The 19,031-nt window shown below is 70.4% G+C and carries 20 protein-coding genes and 2 pseudogenes; 8 read left to right on the forward strand and 14 right to left on the reverse strand.

Going from position 1 to position 19,031, the window contains the following annotated elements; translation table 11 throughout:
• The 5 genes from TN53_RS36450 to TN53_RS36470 form a co-directional block, all read right to left on the reverse strand.
• The coding region (locus TN53_RS36450) for an LLM class flavin-dependent oxidoreductase (RefSeq protein ID WP_046263111.1) at positions 1-962 on the reverse strand (962 nt) is incomplete at its 3' end.
• A gap of 17 nt (positions 963-979) precedes the next feature.
• On the reverse strand, positions 980-1,618 hold the full coding sequence (locus TN53_RS36455) for an NAD(P)-dependent oxidoreductase (protein ID WP_046263112.1): 639 nt from the start codon (positions 1,616-1,618) through the stop codon (positions 980-982).
• Between the two features lie 51 nt (positions 1,619-1,669).
• Complete coding sequence (locus TN53_RS36460; protein ID WP_046263113.1) at positions 1,670-2,041, reverse strand: DoxX family protein; 372 nt, start codon at positions 2,039-2,041, stop codon at positions 1,670-1,672.
• A 78-nt stretch (positions 2,042-2,119) separates the two neighbouring features.
• Positions 2,120-2,800 carry an SDR family NAD(P)-dependent oxidoreductase gene (locus TN53_RS36465; RefSeq protein ID WP_046263114.1) on the reverse strand — a complete coding sequence of 227 codons (681 nt, stop codon included), beginning with the start codon at positions 2,798-2,800 and terminating at the stop codon, positions 2,120-2,122.
• 27 nt (positions 2,801-2,827) lie between these two features.
• Positions 2,828-3,766 carry an NADP-dependent oxidoreductase gene (locus TN53_RS36470; protein WP_046263115.1) on the reverse strand — a complete coding sequence of 313 codons (939 nt, stop codon included), beginning with the start codon at positions 3,764-3,766 and terminating at the stop codon, positions 2,828-2,830.
• Positions 3,767-3,869: 103 nt separating this feature from the next.
• Here TN53_RS36470 and TN53_RS36475 point away from each other — a divergent pair, with 103 nt between their 5' ends.
• The 3 genes and pseudogenes from TN53_RS36475 (at position 3,870) to TN53_RS36480 (ending at position 6,193) form a co-directional block, all read left to right on the forward strand.
• Complete coding sequence (locus tag TN53_RS36475) at positions 3,870-4,562, forward strand: TetR/AcrR family transcriptional regulator (protein WP_046263116.1); 693 nt, start codon at positions 3,870-3,872, stop codon at positions 4,560-4,562.
• A gap of 276 nt (positions 4,563-4,838) precedes the next feature.
• A pseudogene (locus TN53_RS48655) lies at positions 4,839-4,988 on the forward strand (NUDIX domain-containing protein); the annotation flags it as partial.
• Between the two features lie 116 nt (positions 4,989-5,104).
• Positions 5,105-6,193, forward strand: a complete 1,089-nt coding sequence (locus TN53_RS36480; RefSeq protein WP_052745375.1) for an SEC-C metal-binding domain-containing protein — start codon at positions 5,105-5,107, stop codon at positions 6,191-6,193.
• A 432-nt stretch (positions 6,194-6,625) separates the two neighbouring features.
• On the opposite strand, the gene TN53_RS47580 is transcribed toward TN53_RS36480, so the two are convergent.
• The 3 genes from TN53_RS47580 to TN53_RS36495 all read right to left on the reverse strand — a co-directional run bounded on the left by TN53_RS47580 (position 6,626) and on the right by TN53_RS36495 (position 9,237).
• On the reverse strand, positions 6,626-7,204 hold the full coding sequence (locus tag TN53_RS47580; protein WP_046263117.1) for a hypothetical protein: 579 nt from the start codon (positions 7,202-7,204) through the stop codon (positions 6,626-6,628).
• A 168-nt stretch (positions 7,205-7,372) separates the two neighbouring features.
• The gene (locus TN53_RS36490) at positions 7,373-8,485 is read right to left on the reverse strand and encodes a sensor histidine kinase (protein WP_046263118.1); all 1,113 of its coding nucleotides are present in this window, start codon (positions 8,483-8,485) and stop codon (positions 7,373-7,375) included.
• Positions 8,482-9,237: a response regulator transcription factor gene (locus TN53_RS36495; protein ID WP_046263119.1), complete on the reverse strand. Its 756-nt coding sequence runs from the start codon at positions 9,235-9,237 to the stop codon at positions 8,482-8,484. The genes TN53_RS36490 and TN53_RS36495 overlap by 4 nt, the downstream gene beginning before the upstream one ends.
• 380 nt (positions 9,238-9,617) lie before the next feature.
• On the opposite strand from TN53_RS36495, the gene TN53_RS36500 reads away from it, so the two are divergent.
• The gene (locus tag TN53_RS36500) at positions 9,618-9,818 is read left to right on the forward strand and encodes a hypothetical protein (RefSeq protein WP_046263120.1); all 201 of its coding nucleotides are present in this window, start codon (positions 9,618-9,620) and stop codon (positions 9,816-9,818) included.
• A 315-nt stretch (positions 9,819-10,133) separates the two neighbouring features.
• Here TN53_RS36500 and TN53_RS36505 read toward each other — a convergent pair whose 3' ends face one another.
• Positions 10,134-11,480 carry a hypothetical protein gene (locus tag TN53_RS36505; protein ID WP_046263121.1) on the reverse strand — a complete coding sequence of 449 codons (1,347 nt, stop codon included), beginning with the start codon at positions 11,478-11,480 and terminating at the stop codon, positions 10,134-10,136.
• 65 nt (positions 11,481-11,545) lie between these two features.
• Here TN53_RS36505 and TN53_RS36510 point away from each other — a divergent pair.
• A pseudogene (locus tag TN53_RS36510) lies at positions 11,546-12,560 on the forward strand (molybdopterin-dependent oxidoreductase).
• A gap of 337 nt (positions 12,561-12,897) precedes the next feature.
• Here the strand turns inward: TN53_RS36510 and TN53_RS36515 are convergent.
• From TN53_RS36515 to TN53_RS36530, 4 genes are all read right to left on the reverse strand, one after another.
• On the reverse strand, positions 12,898-13,731 hold the full coding sequence (locus TN53_RS36515) for a class I SAM-dependent methyltransferase (protein ID WP_046263122.1): 834 nt from the start codon (positions 13,729-13,731) through the stop codon (positions 12,898-12,900).
• Entirely contained in the window at positions 13,728-14,345 is a 618-nt protein-coding gene (locus tag TN53_RS36520) for a TIGR04282 family arsenosugar biosynthesis glycosyltransferase (protein ID WP_046263123.1), read from the reverse strand. The genes TN53_RS36515 and TN53_RS36520 overlap by 4 nt, the downstream gene beginning before the upstream one ends.
• The gene (locus TN53_RS36525) at positions 14,342-15,067 is read right to left on the reverse strand and encodes a glycosyltransferase family 2 protein (protein ID WP_095046921.1); all 726 of its coding nucleotides are present in this window, start codon (positions 15,065-15,067) and stop codon (positions 14,342-14,344) included. Before TN53_RS36525 ends, TN53_RS36520 begins: the two co-directional genes overlap by 4 nt.
• 462 nt (positions 15,068-15,529) lie before the next feature.
• Positions 15,530-16,525 (reverse strand): NAD-dependent epimerase/dehydratase family protein, encoded by a 996-nt coding sequence (locus tag TN53_RS36530; protein ID WP_046263125.1) that lies wholly within the window; start codon positions 16,523-16,525, stop codon positions 15,530-15,532.
• A 377-nt stretch (positions 16,526-16,902) separates the two neighbouring features.
• On the opposite strand from TN53_RS36530, the gene TN53_RS47015 reads away from it, so the two are divergent.
• Positions 16,903-17,061 (forward strand): hypothetical protein, encoded by a 159-nt coding sequence (locus TN53_RS47015; protein WP_234441785.1) that lies wholly within the window; start codon positions 16,903-16,905, stop codon positions 17,059-17,061.
• A gap of 415 nt (positions 17,062-17,476) precedes the next feature.
• Here the strand turns inward: TN53_RS47015 and TN53_RS47020 are convergent, their stop codons facing one another.
• Positions 17,477-17,725: a substrate-binding domain-containing protein gene (locus TN53_RS47020; RefSeq protein WP_234441788.1), complete on the reverse strand. Its 249-nt coding sequence runs from the start codon at positions 17,723-17,725 to the stop codon at positions 17,477-17,479.
• On the opposite strand from TN53_RS47020, the gene TN53_RS36540 reads away from it, so the two are divergent.
• Positions 17,703-17,927 (forward strand): hypothetical protein, encoded by a 225-nt coding sequence (locus TN53_RS36540; protein ID WP_046263127.1) that lies wholly within the window; start codon positions 17,703-17,705, stop codon positions 17,925-17,927. The genes TN53_RS47020 and TN53_RS36540 overlap by 23 nt on opposite strands.
• A gap of 239 nt (positions 17,928-18,166) precedes the next feature.
• A complete protein-coding gene (locus tag TN53_RS36545; RefSeq protein WP_046263128.1) occupies positions 18,167-18,775 on the forward strand; it encodes a hypothetical protein in 609 nt (202 codons plus the stop codon).
• Positions 18,776-19,031 lie beyond the last annotated feature (256 nt).

Genomic DNA, 19,031 nt, shown 5'->3' on the forward strand with positions numbered 1-19,031 from the left:
TGGGGCATGCCGCCGACGTCCATCTGAAGGATCTGGCGGGTGTGGCCGAGCAGTCCGTGCAGGTGGAGGATGCGGTCGGCGATCTCGTCGGGGCTGCCGACGAAGACCATGCCGCCGGGTTCAAGGGCCGCGGCGCGGCCGGCGCGTGAGGGGGCGGGGCGGCCCAGTTCGGCGCTGCCCTCGGCCATCATGCGGTGCTCGTACTCCAGGTAGGTCGACCGGGCCTGGCTGTCGGACTCGGCGACGAATCCGTGTACGGCGACCGCGATGTCGGCCTGCTCGGCGGGGTGGCCGGCCTGGGCCCAGGCGGCGCGGTAGGCGTGCCCGTAGCGCGCCCAGTGTTCGGGGGTGCCGCCGAGGATGCCGAGGAACATCGGCAGTCCCAACTCGACGGCTCGGCCCACCGAGTTGGGGCTGCCGCCGGTGCCCAGCCAGATCTTCAGCGGCTCCTCGGGGCGGGGGAAGGCGGTGACGTTCCGCAGCGGCCGCTTGCGGTGGGGGCCGTGCCAGGTGACGTTCTCGCCGGCGTTGACGGCCATCAGCAGGTCGAGTTTGGAGGCGTACAGCATGTCGTAGTCGTGCTCGTCGTGGTCGAACAGCGGGAACGTGATCGTGGACGATCCGCGTCCGGCGACCAGTTCGATGCGTCCGGGAGCGAGCGAGGCGGCGGTGGCGAGCTGCTGGAAGACCCGGATCGGGTCGTCGGTCGACAGGACGGTGACCGCGGTGCTGAGCTTGATCCGGTGGGTGGAGGCCGCGGCGGCGTTGACCACGGAGGTGGGTGAGGACAGCGGCATCGCCCGCATGTGGTGCTCGCCGACCCCGAAGAAGTCCAGTCCCACCTCGTCGGCGAGCTTGATGGCCTCCAGCACGTCGCGCAGGGCCTGGGCGGTGGGGCCGCGGCTGCCGTCGGGCAGGCGCGGGGTGTTGCCGAAGGAGTAGACGCCGAGTTCGAAGGTCATGGCGGGCCGGTCCTGAGTCAGTTGCTGATGGCGGGCATGGCCCGCCGGTAGCGGGTGTCGGTGAGCTGGGAGACGAGGAACGCGGCGATGTCGGCGCGGCTCATGGCGGAACCGACCTTGTCGTGGCCGAGGAACCCGGAGCGGATGCGGCCGCTGGCAGGCTTGTTGGTCGGGTTGGTGATGCGGGCAATGGTGTAGTCGAGATCCGAGCCGGTGACGGCCTCGGTCATGCCCTTCAGCTCGGCCAGCGCGTTGGGGAACATCAGCCCGGCCATGACGGGCAGCACCTTGTGCTTCCAGTGGGGCTTGTCCTGCGGGTCGGCCAAGGACGGGGTGGCCAGGGCGATGAAGCGAGCCACCTTCTGCGCCTCCATGGCCCGCACGATGGTGCGGGTCCCGTCGGTCACCTGGGTGCCGGTCGTGGACCGCTTCAGGGACGGGCCGAGCGCACTGATCACCGCGTCCGCGCCACTGACGGCCTGCTCGACGGCATCACGGTCGGACAACTGCCCGGTGACGACCGTGAGGTGGGAGTGGGTGCGGGCGAGCTTGGCCGGGGATCGGACCAGGGCGGTGACCTCATGGCCGTCGTCCAGCAGTTGCTGGACGACCAGTCGGCCGATGGCGCCGCTCGCGCCGAAGACAGTGACACGCATCAGGGTGGTTCCTCGCTGTGGCGGTCAGAAGGTGGGGTCAAGAAGGAGGAGTCAGAAGCTGTGGGGGCCGAAGCGTCCCCAGACCACCAGGGCGGCCAGGATCAGCAGGACAGCGTTGAAGGCGATCGCAGAGGGTTCCTTGCGGCGGGCGTGGGTGATCGCGGCCAGCACCATCACCACGACCAGGCCGGTCGCGGCCAGCGGGGTCAGCACGGGGGCGATGTCGGTGGCCGCGGGCAGGATCAGCCCCAGGGCCGCGGCGAACTCCACGATGCCGATGAAGCGGACGGTGCCCTGCGAGAAGTCGGCCGTCCAGGGCAGCTGGCCGGCCAGCTTCTCCTTGGGCTGGGTGGACTTCATGACGCCCGCCATGGCGAACATGGCGGCCAGCACGGCCTGGACTATCCACAAGAAGACGTTCACGTACGGATTCCTTGCCAGAGGGGGACGGGGTGGGGAGGGCGCGGATGCCCCCTCCCGGGAGCGGAGTGAGCCGGCCGTTCAGGCGTTGAAGACAGCCTCGGAGCGGTCACGGTTTTCGTGCAGGTCCCAGTACAGGGGAGCGATCTCTTCGGACGTGGCCGTCGGGAAGCCCTCCGGGCCGCCGTCGCCGATCCACACGTTGATGGCCACGTGGGCGGCGTGCACACCGCTGCCGGCCAGTTCCTTGTTCAGGTTGATGACCCAGTTGCGCAGGGCCGCGCCGGCCGCGTTGACGTTGCCGAGCATGGGGATGGGATCCACCGAACCGCCGCCGGTGGTGAACAGCAGGGTGCCGACACCTGCCTCACGCATCGTGGGCAGCACCGTACGGGCGGCGGCGACGGCGCCGTAGAAGATGTACTCCATCTGGGGCTGCAGATTGTCCACGGTGGCCTCGGAGGGGGCGGCCAGGGTGACGCCGGGCACCGGAGAGTGCGGGGCCGGTGAGTACTCCAGTACGTCGATGCCGCCGAAGCGTGCCTTTGCGGCGTCCAGGGCATCCGTCAGTGAGGCGCGGTCCAGCACGTCGGCGGGGAACGCGGCGGCCGTGATGTCCTCCTGGCCGAGCTGGTCGACCAGCGTCTGAAGCATCTCCTTGGTGCGGGAGATCAGGGCGACGTCGAAGCCGCGGCTGCCGAAGGTGCGGGCGATGGCCAGGCCCATACCGGGGCCGGCGCCGATGATGGCGATAGTGGGCACGGTGGTTTCTCTTCCCTTGGACGTGTGTCAGGAGCAGGAGACGGCGATCTTGCCCGGGGTGCTCGCGGCGAAGGCGGCGAACGCCTCCGTGGCCTGTTCCAGCGGGAAGGTGGCCGTGACCGGCACCCGCAGTGCGCCGGAGGCGACCTGCTCGGCCAGTGAGGTCAGGGTCTTCGGACCGGGGGTGGCCATGATCGTGTGGACGGTGACGTCCTGCCCCTTGACGTCGTCCTGGGTCAGACCGGTGGCGGAGGCGAGCTGTCCGCCCGGCCGCAGCAGAGCGGCCAGCGCCGCGCCGTCGCCCGCCAGGTGCAGCACCGCGTCCACACCGTCAGGGGCGATCGCGCGGACCTGCCCCTCCACGTCACCGGTGAAGTCGACCACGTGCACCTCCGTGCCGGTCAGGCCGGTGACGAAGTCGGTCTGCGCGCCGGGGCGGGCGGTCGCGATCACCTTCGCGCCACGGGCTGCGGCGAGCTGCACCGCCAGCGCACCCACCCCGCCGGAGGCCCCGGAGATCAGCACCGTCTCGCCCTCGGCCAGGGCCACCGCGTCCAGGCTCACCAGGGCAGTGGCCCCGGCCACGCCCAGCGCACCCGCGTCCCCCACCGTCAGGCCCGCGGGGATGCGGGCGACTCCATGTCCGGCGGGCACGGTGACGTACTGGGCCAGCGAACCGGCGCCCAGGTACGGCTTCCCCACGACACCGAAGACCGCGTCGCCGACCGCGAAGCCCTCCGCGCCCTCACCGAGCGCCTCGACCGTGCCCGCGAAGTCCTGGCCGAGGACCAGCGGGAACCGGTGCTCCATAAACGCCTGCGTGTAGCCGGCGGCGGTGGCGAGGTCGATGCCGTTCAACGAGGCGGCGGCCACCTTGACCAGCAGTTCGCCGGCCGCCGGGCGAGGAGTGTCCACCTCGGTCACGGCCGGGGCCGAGGGGACGGATTCGAGCGCGACAGCACGCATGACAACACCCTTTCCAAAGCAAGTGGGCCAGACGTCCCACTTCCACTGCCACCCACCGTACAACAGAAACGGCCCGCCCGTTCCACTTGGGTAGAGTGGGGGCATGACCTCCCCACCTTCCGACCAGACACCGTGCCCGCAGCCCGGCACGGGACTGCGCGCCGACGCCGAACGCAACCGCGACCGCATCCTGGCCGCCGCCCGCCGCCTCTACGCCACCGAAGGACTCGGCGTCTCCATGGCCTCCGTCGCCCGCGAGGCAGGCGTCGGCAAGGCCACGCTCGGCCGGCGCTTCGCGACCCGGGAGGAGCTCATCAACGCGGTCTTCGCCGACCGCATGGACGCCTACGCCGACGCCGTCGCCGAGGCGCTCGGCGACCCCGACCCCTGGCGCGGCTTCACCGGCTACCTCCACGCCGTCTGCGCCATGCAGGCCGCCGACCGCGGCTTCGCCGACGTCCTGACCATGACCTTCCCCACAGCCAAGGCACTGGAAGCCCGCCGCGCCGAGTCGTACAACGCGTTCCTCGAACTCATCACGCGCGCCAAGAACACCGGGCACCTGCGCGAGGACTTCACCCACCAGGACGTCGTCATCCTGCAAATGGCCAACGCCGGCGTCATCGCCGCCACCGGCGACGCCGCCCCCGACACCTGGCGCCGCCTCGTCGGCCACATGCTCCGCTCCTACGCCGCACCCGGCGCACCGATCCCCCCGCTGCCCGAAGCACCGGCGCCCAGGGCTCTCTACCGCGCCATGGTCCGCCTCTCACAAGCGGGCCCGGGCACCACCTAGTGCTGGGTTCCTCTTTCGCTGGGTATATGTCTTGGTGGCGGGGTAGTGGATGGTGCTCGGGGGCGGGTGCTGGGCGATGGTGTTACGGGCACGATCGGGGCGTGACGAGGACGAACGGGCCGTCGTTCGCCGGTTGTCGCGGGCACGGAAGGCTCCGCGCGATGTAGTGATGCGGGCCCGGATGATCGAGCTGAGCTCATCCACCTCACGGCCGCCACGCAGTGGATCTCCAGCGGAGCCCCGCTCTACCGGCTGCGCAAGCCGGATGTTCCGGCGATGCACCTGGTCAGCTACTTCGTCGTCCTCGACGACGTCCGCGGGCAGTTGCTGCTCGTCGCGCACCGCAAGGCGGGCCTGTGGCTACCGGCCGGCGGACACGTCAAGCCAGGCGAGGAAGCATGGACCACGGTGGTCCGCGAATGCCGTGAGGAACTGGGCAGCGGCCACCGCGGCGGCACCGGCTCAGGGGCGCGATCCCTACCCCTTCTGAGGCATCGGTCGACCCGCCACGCCGGCTCCGCCCGCGCCGATAGTGTGGCCGTATGTCCCGCAAGCGCCGCCCCGCACGCCGTCAGCCCGCCCCCATCCAGCGGGCCGACGCCCAGCAGGCCGAAGAACTGGAAGCCCTGGCCCGCAAGTACCCCCAGGACCAGGAAGAACTCCTCACCGAGGCCGCGGAGTTCTACAGCCGCGCGGGCCAGCACGAGAAGGCGCTCGCGCTCTACCAGCAGGTCCTGGACGCCGACTGCGAAGAACCCCATCTCGTCCAGGCGTTCCGCGTCAGCGCCCTGTGGGATGCCGCACGCACTGACGAGGCCCGTGCCGCAGCCACGGACCTGCGTCGCCGGCACCCCGCCGATACCGGCCCCTGGAACATCGTCGCGGAGATGTTCGAGGCCGCGGACGAACTCCACGACGCCGCCGACTGGTTCACCGCGGCAGTGACCCATCTTCTCGGCCCCACCACTCCCCTCACCGTCGACGCCGTCCGCGAGGCGATGGACGCCACCGGCATCGAGATGCTCGTCATCGGCCGCCACCGGGTACGGCGTCGCCTCGGCCAGCCGCACGACGACCTCGACCAACTCGCTCACGCCCTCTACGACGACCGCCCCGCCCGGCTCCGCGCGACCAGCACCCTGGATGACCTTCACAACCCAGAGCTAGGGGCCGCCGCGGACAGTGACCCCCAGGCCCTGATCGCCTCGATCGAGAAACTCTCCCAGGAAGTCGAAGCCCGCCGGGCCGCCTTGTCCCGGCCCCGCATGACCTGCGCACTCTTCTGGAACCCTGACGAGTTCGCCCAGCTGCTGGACGCCTGGCCCGAGCTGGCCGACCATTACGGCACCGAGTACGGCGAACACGTCCGCCACATCGAGCAGATGCTGCAACGGCTATCTAGCGAAGGCGAAGTACACCTCGGCATCGCACACGGCACCATCACCGACTTCGAATCCTTCACCCGCCAGGAGAAGCTGCCTCCGCAGGACGGGGACACCCGGGCGCACTATGCCGCCGACCTCGCAGCCCGGGGCCAGGCCACCCCGTGGCCTCCGCCCCGCAACTCCCCCTGCTGGTGCGGCTCCACACGCAAGTACAAGAAATGCTGTGGCAACCCCGCCCTCACCTGACCAAGATCCACACGGGGTCATTCACCAAACTCGCGACAGAACCAGCGTGGCATGGCCGCCGTCATTCCTCCCCCTGTGCCGCGGGCCGGTGCTTGGCGCGTGCTCCACGCAGTGTTCGGATTCGATCCCCTCGAGCTGGGTTTCCCGAGGCGCCCGTCTTGGTACCGCCGCTACCAGGCCGAGGGCGTCGAAGGCCTGCGCACTCGCTCCAAGGCGCCCAAACACTGCCCCAACAACGCAGACGAGCGCACGGCGTTCTGGGACACCTACGGGCCCCGCGCGGCCACGTCCGCCGACATGTGGAGAGCCCTCGTCTACGAGGCATGGCATCTGGGAGCGATCCGGTTGGAGCGGCACAGCCTCCACAACTCCTCTGGTGTCGACACGTACACCTCCATGGCCGCCGTTCTGGTCCACCCGGCCGTGGCCACGTCACGGATGGTAGATGTCCCATATCTTCGACCTGGTGGGCGAAGGGCTCCGGCCCGCTTCGCACTGCGCGGGATCCTGCGGCGGGAGCAGCCGGTACGCGCCGATCTGCTCCGTCCCGAACTGCACGTCCGCCTTCCCGGCGGTGGCCAGGTCCCGTGTCTTGCGCGGCTGTTCCCGGTCGCTCAGTGGTGCGCCCTCGTACGCCGCCACGAGGACCCGGGTGCAGGCCCCGTCCTGTCCGGTGGGAAGAGCGGCGGGGAAACCGACCGTACGGGTCCTGCTGCCGTCCGCTGACAATCGGTAGCGCATGACGGACGCCGTCCCCGTCCCCGTCGCGGTGGCCGTGAGGGTCCAGAACTCGACCTGCACGGCGAGCGGTCGGCACAGCGGCCGTTCATCGCCCGCGTGCTGGGCGCGGACGACGACCGACGCGCCCTCGTACGACGGGCCGACCCCCTCGGTCGTCCCGTGGAAGGCGACCGCTTTCCGCAGCCAGGCCGCCTGTTCCCGTCCCGACCAGTCACCGTCGTCGCGGCAGCCGCCGGTCTGCGCGCCGACGGACGCTTTCGAGGAGCACACTCCCGGAGTGCGACCGCCTGAACGACGACCGGGCCGACTACCCCGCCAAGCACCGCCTAATGGCGTGAACGTGAAGTTGCTGACCGATCCGGATGGCCGACCGCCATGGATCTCAGCCCGGATGCCCTTCCGGTAGTCGGCGGATTCGCTTGGCTCCGGAGCCCTCGATCACGCCTCGGCCAGGGGAAGTGTCACTTCGAAGCGGCAGCCGCCGGGAACGTTGCGCACGGCGGCCTGGCCCCGATGAGCCTCCACGATGCCCCGGACGATGGCCAGGCCGAGGCCCGCACCGGCGGGAGGAGTACGGGCATGGGTACCGCGCCACCCAGTGTCGAAGACACGCGGCAGATCCTCCTCGGGGATGCCGCCGCAGCCGTCCGTGACGGACAGGACGACCCCCTCGGCGCGATGCTCGGCGGTCACCGCGACCGTCCCGTCGGCGGGTGTCCGGCGGATCGCGTTGACCAGCAGATTGCCCAGCACGCGGCTCATCTCCTTGCCGTCCACCTCGACCGGCACCGGCTCGACGCGGTCGCCGACCAGCCACACCCCGTGCTCGCGGGCGAGGGCGTCCGCTCCCGCGAGGGCGTCGCCGACGAGGTCGTACACCGACATGCGGGACGGAGACAGGGCGAGCGCCCCGGCGTGGATGCGGGAGAGCTCGAACAGGTCCCCGACCATGTCGTTGAGGCGTTCGACCTCGGTGCGCATCTGGCGGAGGTAGCGGTGGGGGTCGGCGGCGACGCCGTCCTCCAGGGCCTCGGACATCGCGCGCAGGCCGGCCAGCGGGGTGCGCAGGTCGTGCGAGATCCAGGCGACGAGTTCGCGTCTCGATGTCTCCAGGGCGCGCTCGCGGTCGCGGGACTCGGCCAGCTTCGCACTGGTGGCGGCCAACTCACGGCTGAGTGCGGCCAGTTCCGCGGTCGCCGGGCCGTCGGGAGCCGCGAAATGGCCACCGTCACCGAAGGAACGGGCGGCCGCGGTGAGCGCCCGGCTGCGGGCGACGACCCATCGGCCGAGCAGCAGCGCGGTGGCCAGGGAAACGACGGCCGCCATCGCCACGACGGTGGTGACGACAGACAGGTCGTGCGTGGACAGGAACATCGCCTGCGCCACGGCCAGCGTGCCCGCGAGCATGGCGGTCACGGCCACGGCGGCTACTACGGTGAGGGACGCGGTCAGCGAGCGTCGCCGGATCAGCCACAGCACACACGCCCCGAGCAGCCCGGCCGCGACGGCGCCGAGGAAGGCGAAGAGGGCGATGAGGAGGGTATCGCTCACGGTCGGACCGCCTCCTCGCAGGGCGTGGCATCGAAGCGGTAGCCCACTCCCCACACCGTCTGGATCAGCCGGGGCCGGGCCGGGTCGTCCTCCACCTTGCCCCGCAGCCGGCGGACGTGGACGGTGACGGTGGACAGGTCGCCGAAGTCCCAGCCCCACACCTCGCGCATCAGCTCTTCGCGGCTGTAGGCGCGGCCGTGGTTGCGCAGGAGGAAGGCGAGGAGGTCGAACTCGCGGAGTGTGAGGCTGAGCTCGATGCCGTTCTTGGTGGCGCGGCGGGCTGCCGGCTCGACTGTGACGCCTGCCGCGTGCACAGGGTGAGCCTCGACGGCCGGCCGGGTCCGGCGCAGTACCGATTCGACCCGCAGGACCAGCTCACGGGGGCTGAAAGGCTTCGTGACGTAGTCGTCGGCGCCCACTTCCAGGCCCAGGATCCGGTCGCTCTCATCGCCGCGGGCGGTGAGCATGATGACCGGCACGGGGCCGCGGGCACGTATCCGGCGGCACACCTCCAAGCCGTCCATGCCGGGCAGCATCAGGTCGAGCACCACCAGATCCGGCCAGTGCGCGGCGGCCCGGACGAGCGCGAAGTGCCCGTCCCCGGCCACGTCTACTTGGAACCCGGCGCGGTCCAGATAGCCGGAGACGACCTCGGCGACAGTGGGGTCGTCGTCCACGACGAGGACACGGGTCTTACCTCCCTGCCCACGGGGAGCATGTCCGGAGTCTGGGAATTCGTGCGGCTGCTGCATGCCCGCCAGCTTCCCACCGGCTTCATTGCCGTGCGGCAGGGCCGCCCCGACGTCCGCGTTTCGTAAGACCTTGACGCCCGTTTCGCCCTTTCTTGAGTCTGGCCATTCTCGCGACCAACGCTCCCGCCGTATGGCGTGGCCGTGTACCTCGGCGGCGCCTCAGCTCGGAAGGCGCCGGCGTCGCGAGCGCCCCTCCGTGGCTCCAGTCGCACGTTCTGGCAGGCCCCTGGCGTCGCCGACGGCAAGAGGAGCGTGGGCCGGAATTCTTACCAGACCCTGACGCAACGGCCGACCAGCTGCCTGGCCCACGCTTCACCACCGACCCTGGTCCTGTCGCCACCGATCCGCAGTGGCGGTCGCAGACCCGCGAGGAGCCAGACATGAGCAGGCCCAAGCCGCGCACCAACCAGATGGCGAAGCCAAGCAGCCCTCTGCAGGTCATAGGCGCCGGATTCCTCGCGACCACGGCGGGTGGAACGACGGTGGCCGTCGCCTCGGTCGATCACTCCGTCGTCATGCCGGGCAAGACGCCAACCGATGCGCTCGCTTCTCAGGGCTCTGTCGCCCATGACGACCGGTGAGGGGCTGACAGCGCACAACACGGGCAACGGGACGGCGACGTCCCCGAACGCTGACCAAAGAAGCCGACACCCGAGCTTCATGATCACCCAGGCTGCCGCTTGCAGACGGACGATGCATAGGCCGCTGCGACGGCGGGGTGGTGGTGGTGGTCGGGTGCGCATCCGCCCCGATCCCGCCCTCTGCAGGATGTCGTACCGGTGCGGCACCCTGGGTGCGGGTAGGGGTGGCGCTGACGGCGAGCGCCGGGAAGGTCCCTCCGGAGAAGCGGTGACCGGTGACGCTCCTCCGCGGAGGCTTGAGCCGGGTCTCCATGGTCACCATCCCGTCAGCAGCAGGTGGTTGAGGAGCAGGGCGAGGGCGGCCTGTGCGGTGAGCCAGGCGCGGGGTCGGGTCAGGAACGCGCAGGCCGGGAGCAGCCACATCGCGAACGGCAGCCAGATGCGTTCTGTTTCCGCTTTGCTCATGCCGGAGAGGTCGGCGGCGAGGAGCGCGAGCAGGGCGGCGAGGACGAGCAGAGCGAGGCGGGGTTCGGCCGTGGTGCGGCGCAGGCACGTGCGAATGCCCTGGCGTATGGGAGTCGCGCCGGCTCGTCGCAGTCCGGCCACCGTCGCCGGGCCCACGACGAGCACCGTGCACGCGAGGTTCGCCCACACCCAGTAGCCGTAAGGGCGGATACCGCCGGCACCTTGGTAGTAGCGGGTGACCAGCAGGTGGTACGCCTCCCACCAGTTGAAGCCCGCGAACGTGAAGACGGCCGGGACGACGACGAATCCGGCGAGGACGTACGGGAGCGGGAGCAGTCGTCGGGAGCCGAGCAGCAGGACGCCGGCGGCGATCACCGCGAACAGTGTCAGCCCGTACGAGAGATACACGGTAAGGCCGAAGAGGAACCCGGAGGCGAGACCTGCCGAACGTGGCCGGTGTCCCGTTACGGCCAGGGCGAGGAAGGCAACGGCCCAGGCGGCGACCGCCGCGAAGTACCCGTCCGCTGAGGTGCCCATCCACACGGCGGCCGGGGCCAGGACCAGAAAGGGCGCGGCCCGGCGGGCGAGCGCCTCCCCGGACAGCACTCGTACGGTGACGAGGACCGCCACCGCCGCTGTCGCCCCTACGGTGATGCACCAGACACCCGCCCAGGCCCCGCCGCCCAACCCGAACCGGTCAAGGAGGACGAAGGTGAGGGTGGCCGCGGGGGGATGCCCGGCGACGTGCGCGGGCCAGGCGTCGGGTGAGTGGATCAGGATGTGGTGAGTGAAGTCCCGCAGGGCGGCCGGGATGTCGTGGAAGCGGTTGACGGGGTCGATGACCTGCAGGTACTCGTACTTGGTCGTCAGCCGCCGGGCGATTCCGCGCTGCCACCCGTCGACCAGGGCGAGCGAGAACGTCCACGCCATGGCGGTGCCCCAGGCAGTGCACAGCAGCGCGCGCCAGGGCAGCCGGGCGGCGAGAAACGGCCCGCACCCGACCACAGCGAGGGCCACCATGATCGCGGCGGGGGTACCGGGGCCGAAATGCGGCTCCCAATGCCCGTACAGCGGCGGCCAGCTGACATGAAGACTTCCGTAACGGTGTTCCAGGACGGTGCCGATCACAGCCGCCGTCGTGACGAGCAGCGCTGCGGCCAGGGCCGCGGACAGGTCGCGCAGAAGATCGCGGTTCACACCGGCACGCTAGGCCGGGGAGGGCCGGATGAGACTCCGGTGAGCCTGGACGTCAGCATTTCGTCATGAGTTGCGGGCCCCGTCCTCGGCCCGTACCGGCCTACGGTCGGGACAGCGCGACCATCGACTCCCCGATTCTCCCGGTTTCTCCCGGTTTCTGGCGCAGCCCGCTGCGCAGCCCCTGGTTCACTTCCGTGCTCGGTATCGTGCTGCTCGTCGGGCTCATGGTGCTCTTCACCTCTGCTGGTCGGGGGCGAGCTGTTCGAGTTCACCACGGGCGTGCTGAACGTCCAGCTCGACCACCTCTTCCCCGGCTCCTTCTATCCGCTGCCCTTCTACGGGCCTGGGTGTTCTTCACGGTGTTCGTGACACACGCGGCACTGCGGGTGCCGGCGGCGACACGCAATCTGCGCCACCTGCGCGACGAGGAGAACCAGCTCGTCTCCCCGAACCCCGCCCCGTCCACCGTCTCGCGCCGCGGCGCCTTCGTCAGCGGCGGCTCCCTGCTCTTGGTGGCCACGACGGCGGGTCGGAGCTTCGACGGACCGCTGTGGGCAACGGCTCTGCTCGCGCCGCACGGCGGCCCTGAACCGGGTTCGGGACCCGGCGGCTTCCAGATCAACAAGACGGCCGCCTCGCGTGGGATCAGCATGACGGAGACGAGTGACGAGGCGTGGCGGCTGGTCATCGAGGGGCAGGGACGGACGGTCCGGCTGAGCGGGCAGAGCTGCTGCAACTCCCGCTGTTCAGTGCCGCGTTGCCCATCGCGTGCGTGCAAGGCTGGTCGACCTCCGACCAGTTGTGGCGGAGCGTACGCCTGCGGGACCTGACGGCGCTCGTCGGGTACGAGACCGGCACGGCGCCCGACGTACCTGGTGGAGTCGCTCCAGCGGCAGGGGCGTTCCGCCGGGCCGCCTTGCGCGACAACCAGGTGCGCGACCCGCGTTCCCTGCTCGCCCTGTTCGTCAACGGCGAGCCCCTGACCCCGGACCACGGCTACCCGGCGCGGATCATGTTCCTGCGGCGCCCGGCGTGCTCGACACCAAGTGGGTGGCACGGATGACGCTCGGAGAACTGTGACACGACGACGTGTGACACGACGGCTCGTGGTGCGCCCGCGTGTGGGCAGCCCGCTTCAACTCCTGCTTCTCGCCTATTCGTTCGCGCTGGCAGGGTATGCGGGTGTGCGACTGCTCGCGGACGACTGGCCCTCGGTCGTGCTGTGGTTCGTGGGCGCGGCGCTGGTGCACGACCTGGTGCTCTCGCCCCTGTGCGCAGGAGCGGACCGGATCGTCGCGCGGGGGCTGGGCGTGGTCGGCCGCCGGGAGTGGACAGTCTTCGTGCGCGTCCCGGCGGCGTTCTCCGGCCCTCTGCTGCTGATCTGGTTTCCGCTGATCAGCGGGCAGGTGGCGGACCATTACAGCTCCGCCACCACCTTGTCCGGCGACGGATTCCTGTCCCGCTGGCTTTTGATCACCGCGGTGCTGTTCGGCGGCTCGGCGGTGATGTTCCTGCTGCGGTCACCGCGGTTGCGCAGGGCGACGAAGGAGCGGCCGCCGGTCGTCCACTGACGCTCCGGGCGCCAGCCGGCGTGTGTCGCGAGCCGGAGCAGGGCCGGTGTGCCGAGGCGTGCCCACGGGAAGGGCGGGCCGGCCGTGCCGTGAGCGCTGGCGGTGATGCTCACGACGTGGACGGTGACGCGTTCGTCGACCTCACTGTCCGGGACCGCCTCGGCGATCAACAGGCCGTTTTGGCCGAGGAGTTGGGACATCCGCCGGAGGAGGGCGGTCGGGTCGCCTCCGATGCCGATGTTGCCGTCGATGAGGAGGATCGTGTCCCAGCGCCCTTCGGCCGGGAGCGGCTCGAAGACGGAGCGTTGCAGAGCCTGACCGCCGAGCCGCACGGTGCGGGCGACGGCGGCTTCGCTCACGTCGACGCCGAGCGCCGGCCGGCCCCGGGCCGCGAGTTCGGCGACAAGCCGCCCCGGACCGCACCCCACATCGAGTACAGCGCCTTCACAGTGCTCCAGAACACTCATGTCCGCCGCGTCGGCCCCGGCACACCAGCGTTCCACCTCCAGCGGCAGCAGCCAGCCGTCGGCGCGACGAAGGAAGAGCGGACCACGGCCGGTGACCAGGGCCTCGGAGTAGGGATCGGCAGCCCAGGGGCGCGGGGCGCTGACGGATGCGACAGGCGCGAGGCGATCCACGGCGACCGCCCTCGGCGCCGTGATCTCATGTGCGGTGCTCATCGACCGACAGCCGCCCCGAGACGCTCCAGTTCAGCGGCGAAGCGGCTCCCTGGCGCAGCCGCGGCGACCGCCTCCGCGTCGCCGACGGTGTCCACGTCTCGCAGGCGGGGCAGCTCGCATACGCGTAGGCCCGCGACGGCGAGCCGTTCACGCTGCACCGCACCCGTCGTGGGAGTCGACATCGGCACACCCAACAGCAGCTCGGGGTCCGGGCGGGCGAGGCCCAACGCCCAGAAGCCGCCGTCCTCGGCCGGCCCGAAATACGCGTCGCAGTCGGCGAAGTCGACGGTGAGCAGCGCGGGCGTCACCTGGGGGGTGTCCATGCCGATGAGCAGCGCGGGTCCGTCGCAGCCGGCGAAGGCGGCGGCCAGCCGCTCGTCCAGGCCTCCGGCGCACTGCGGGACGACGTCGAAGCCGGGCGGCAGCCAGGGGCCCGGAGCGCCGTCGAGTACCAGCACACGGCGCCGGGCGCGTGTGGCCGCCACCGTACGCAGGGTGTCCACGAGCGCCGCCTCGGCGAGCGTCGCCGCCTCCCCAGGCGTGAACGGCGGCGTGAGTCGTGTCTTGACCCGTCCTGGCCGCGGTTCCTTGGCGATGACGAGGAGAGTGGTCACTGAGCGGTTCCTCCTGGGAGTACGGCGAATGAGTCGGCATCTGCCCCGTCCGGGGGCACCGGTGGTTCGGCCAGGACCGTGCTCATGTCCTGTACCGCTTGCCAGGTTCCGCGCCAGGTACCGGTGACCTTGGAGACACCGGTGCGCGGCAGGTAGGGCACGTCGTGCTCGACCACACGCCAGCCGGCGTCGGCCGCGTGCACGACCATTTGCAGTGGGTAGCCGCTGCGGCGGTCCGTGAGTTCCAGGGCGAGCAACTGTTCCCGGCGGCCGGCGCGGAGTGGGCCGAGGTCGTGCAGGCGCAGCCCCGTGCGGCGACGCAGCATCCGTGCCACCACGAGGTTGCCCAACCGGGCGTGCGCGGGCCAGGCACCCCGGCCCTGCGGACGGCGTCGCCCGAGCACCAGGTCGGCCTCACCGTCGCGCACCTCGCGTACGAAGGGCACGAGCAGGGACGGGTCGAGGGAGGCGTCGCAGTCACAGAAGCACACGATGTCCGCGGTGGCCGCGGTCAGCCCGGCGTGACAGGCGGCGCCGAAGCCGCGGCGCGTTTCTCGGACGACGGTCGCGCCGAGGTCGTGGGCCAGTTCCGGCGAGCCGTCCGTGGATCCGTTGTCCACCACCAGCGCGCGCCAGGTGGGCGGGATACGGGCGAGGACCCAGGGCAGGGCCTCGGCCTCGTTCAGACAAGGGAGCACCACGTCGACAGTCGCCGCGGTCATCTCCGCTTCCGATTGCGTTGCGGGAGAAGTCGTCACGGCTTTCACCCTACGAAGACCAAAGGCATGCAAGGGACTTCGACTCCTTACGAAACGCGGACGTCGAGGGAGGGAGCAGAGCACCGAAGTGCGCTCGGCAGGAGTCCGGTTGCGTGCGTGAGCGACACGCACCTCCGATGCCGAACCGGCTCTGTCGCACGCGGTGTCACCGGGATACCCGACACAAAGACCTGACGTGCGAATGCTGCTCGTCTCCCTCATTCGTCGGCGCTGTCGCGGTCATCGCGATGCTCGCGGGGCGGCGGCCGTGGTGCAGGCGACGACCTTGTCGGCCCACACCGTGTTGACTCCAGCCGTCGCGACGGCAGCCGGTAATTCCCCGGCGACCGCGCTTTTGCTCGACCGCCGGGCCGTCGGCGGGGCACCGTCCGCCTCCCACTCCGCCGCGACAGGACCGGTCGAGTGCTACTCCTCGCGCAGCCCCGCTCTCGCGAACTCCCGCATACCCTCCTCGAAGCCGACCTCGGCCTTCCAACCCAGCTCGGCCCGCAACCGCGACGAGTCCGCCGTGATGTGCCGTACGTCCCCGAGGCGGTACTCCCCCGTCACCACGGGTTCGGGTCCGCCGTACGCGGACGCCAGCGCCCGCGCCATCTCGCCGACCGTGTGGGGCTCCCCGCTGCCGGTGTTGTACGGCGCCAGCGCTCCGGGCGGGGACTCGGCCTCCAGCGCCGCCACATTGGCCGCCGCCACATCCCGTACGTGGACGAAGTCCCGCCGCTGCCCGCCGTCCTCGAAGACACGCGGTGCTTCACCCCGGGCGAGCGCGGACCGGAAGAAGGACGCGACTCCCGCGTACGGGGTGTCGCGTGGCATGCCCGGCCCGTACACGTTGTGGTAGCGCAGCGAAATCGCCGAGCCGCCCGTCGACCGGGCCCAGGCCGCAGCCAGATGCTCCTGGGCGAGCTTGGTCGTCGCGTACACGTTCCGGGGATCGACCGGAGCGTCCTCGCCGACCAGCCCCGGCGTCAGCGCCTCCTCGCACATCGGGCACCGGGGCTCGAAACGCCTTGCGTCCAGATCGGCCACGGCCCGAGGGCCCGGTCGTACCGCCCCGTGCCGCTCACACCCGTACGAACCCTCGCCGTACACGACCATCGACCCGGCCAGCACGAGCCGCCCCACCCCCGCGTCCGCCATGGCGGACAGCAGCACCGCGGTACCGAGGTCGTTGCGCGACACGTACTCGACCGCGTCGGCGAACCCCTTCCCGAGCCCCACCATCGCCGCCTGATGGCACACGGCGTCCACACCCGGCAGAGCGGCCGCGACCGCCTGCGCGTCGCGTACGTCCAGGCCGTCACGCAGGTCGAACACGACCGCCTCGTGCCCCCGTGCGGCCAGCGCTTCGACGACATGACACCCGATGAACCCGGCTCCGCCGGTGACCAGTACTCGCATACGCGAACGCTAGGAGCACGAGCACCCCGCACGGCAGCGCCGCGCCCATCACGTCACGGGTCCGTAAGACCTCGCCAGATGCAGCAGCCCACGGCACGTCATTTCGGGGCCAACTCAGTCGGGAAGGCACCTCCGCCGTCCTGCTCATGATGTCTGCGATGAAGTGCCGCGGGGTGAAGGGCGCGAGTCACCGCTCCGGGCCCCCCCACGGCGAACTTGGCCGGCTCGTAGGCGCTCTGGTCGAAGCCCTCGATCAGACCGGGAGTCGACGTTATCGCGACCACGCTCGCCCGCCCTCGCTCCACCACGCGGGGCACCAACGAGGTCGGCATCGCCACCCCGCCGTCAGCCATGTCGCAGGGTGCATCGACCTGGCGGTGACTCCGGACGAGAAGTTCCTGTACGTGCAGAACGGGACCTCCGGCACCGTCGACAGCTTCCGCATCGGCAGGAACGGCTCCCTCACCAAGGTCACCACGGCCACCGGACTGCCCCCCTTCGCCGAGTCCGGCATGGAGGGAAAAGCCGCGGTGTAACGAAGCTGCCGCCGCGGCCCGGCGCCCCGGAGACTCCTCTCCGGGGCGCCGAACCCGTTCCCACGTAGCAAGGAGTGCTCGACGACGGTCACCGATCCGGGTAGCCGCTGAGGCGTGCGGACCGAACGCGCCCAGCCGGCTGGGGTGCCGGCCCCTCGACGTCGGCGGCGCCACTTGGGACTTGTACCAGGAGGGCGACACCGGGCCTCATCCCCTCCGGTTTCACCAACGCGCAACCGGGACTCCGAATCCATCATGGCGAGTTGCAGCCGATGAGTGTCATGCGCCTGCCCGAGTAGCCCGGCCCGTCGGCCACTCCGTGCCCCCACCCTCCCTCGGCTGATCCGGCGTTCACCCCCTGACTGTGTTCGACGGCTCGCTCCGTCACCGGCGGAGGTCCGCTGCTGGTCCCGCACTACGAGCTCGGTGGTGACCTCGACCTGTGCAGTCTCCGGTTGCTGTCCGGACAGCAGCAGCGGCACCATACGGGCAGCGCCCACAGGAGCGGAGTGCGCACGGTCGTCAGACGCGCAGTCACCCAGTCCACGAAGGGCAGATCGCCGAAGCCGACCGCGCTGACATCGTCCGGAAGGCGCAGCCCGAGCGACGCGGCCGCCCGATTGATGCCCAGCCTCTGATGGTTGCTGTCCGCGAAGACCGCCATCGTGCGTCGGCGACGCCAGCGCCCGCAGCTGACGATGAGGCTCACCTACAAAACCCCTACGGCACCGAACTTCGCCGTCGACGGCTTCCAGGGACAGCAGCACAACGCCATCACCGACCACAACGACCTCATCAACGTGATGACCGACCAGCTCATGAAACAGGCGGTCTCCTGCATCAACTCAGGGCGTCGCTGCGGCTGACCGACCGGGCCGCCACTCCCCATCCCCACGACCTCAAGCCATTGGCTGGAGACGCCATCCGTCCACATGGCTCTTGAAGGTCTTCTGCTCTGGCCTCGCCGCAAGATCGGCGAGGCCAGTGTCGCGTCGGAGGGGAATCACCCCGGCGGACGGTTTCCAGCGTTCCACAGCACCACGCAACATCTTACGAAGCCCTTACGCAGCCGTCTCAAGTGACGTAACGCGCCTACGATCACAGCGTGTCGACCATCCGAAACATCACCCTCGTCACTGTCGCGCCCCTTGTGCTGGCTGCGGCGGGCGCCGCGCACCCGCATGGCCTGTCCAGGGCGACGGCCACGGACTGGACCCAGTTGCACATCGCACTGCTGCCGGTCTTCCCGCTCCTTACGCTCGGCCTCCTCGTCCCTCTGTGGCACCGCCCCCGACCAGATCTCGTGGGCTTCGCCACGGCGGTGGCCTGGACGAGTGCGTTCACCTACGCGGCCTTCTACACCGGTCTCGACGCGGTGGCCGGTATCGCGGCGGGAACCGCGGTCGAGCACGCTGCCGGGACAGCGAACATAGGGCCGATCAAGTACCCGCTCTACGACGCGGGTGAGGCGCTCGGGGAGGTCGGTGCCTACGCCCTCATCGTCGCCGTCGTGGCCACGGCCGTCGCGCTCTTCCCGAAACACGGCGTGCGAGTTGTTCCCGGCACGGTGGTTCTCCTGGTGGCCGGCTGGTCCTTCACAGACAGCCACATCTTCTGGCCCCGCGGCGTATGGACGATGCTCGGTTTCGCACTGGGCTTCGCTCTGCTCGCCGCCGGGACAAGAAGGAGCGAATCCGTTCCGCACCGCGCCTGAGCAGGACGGAACTTCCCCCCCGCCCCATCGACTCTTCCTGTCGAGCTGCCCGGCTGGTCTACTCGGGTACGGTCGCTACCGCCTCCGAGCGACAGAGAAGCTCACACAAGGTTCGTCGGCGAGGGTGCCGACCTGCCCGGCCGCCACCCGATCTGGATGCGCGCCTTGCGTGGGTCGCTCGATCAAAACGTGCCAATAGCCGACACAGCCCGCTGATCAGGGCAGACCTTCATGAGCGCCTGGAATCGGAGCAGCA

The sequence above is a fragment of the Streptomyces sp. WM6386 genome, from assembly GCF_000972385.1.
Taxonomy (GTDB): domain Bacteria; phylum Actinomycetota; class Actinomycetes; order Streptomycetales; family Streptomycetaceae; genus Streptomyces.

Coding starts and splice junctions, on each gene's coding strand:
- TN53_RS36455 (WP_046263112.1), bottom strand. CDS start 1,618: ATGCGTGTCACTGTCTTCGGCGCGAGCGGCGCCATCGGCCGACTGGTC.
- TN53_RS36470 (WP_046263115.1), bottom strand. CDS start 3,766: ATGCGTGCTGTCGCGCTCGAATCCGTCCCCTCGGCCCCGGCCGTGACC.
- TN53_RS36475 (WP_046263116.1), top strand. CDS start 3,870: ATGACCTCCCCACCTTCCGACCAGACACCGTGCCCGCAGCCCGGCACG.
- TN53_RS36480 (WP_052745375.1), top strand. CDS start 5,105: ATGTCCCGCAAGCGCCGCCCCGCACGCCGTCAGCCCGCCCCCATCCAG.
- TN53_RS36495 (WP_046263119.1), bottom strand. CDS start 9,237: ATGCAGCAGCCGCACGAATTCCCAGACTCCGGACATGCTCCCCGTGGG.
- TN53_RS36500 (WP_046263120.1), top strand. CDS start 9,618: ATGAGCAGGCCCAAGCCGCGCACCAACCAGATGGCGAAGCCAAGCAGC.
- TN53_RS36515 (WP_046263122.1), bottom strand. CDS start 13,731: ATGAGCACCGCACATGAGATCACGGCGCCGAGGGCGGTCGCCGTGGAT.
- TN53_RS36525 (WP_095046921.1), bottom strand. CDS start 15,067: ATGACCGCGGCGACTGTCGACGTGGTGCTCCCTTGTCTGAACGAGGCC.
- TN53_RS36530 (WP_046263125.1), bottom strand. CDS start 16,525: ATGCGAGTACTGGTCACCGGCGGAGCCGGGTTCATCGGGTGTCATGTC.
- TN53_RS47020 (WP_234441788.1), bottom strand. CDS start 17,725: ATGGCGGTCTTCGCGGACAGCAACCATCAGAGGCTGGGCATCAATCGG.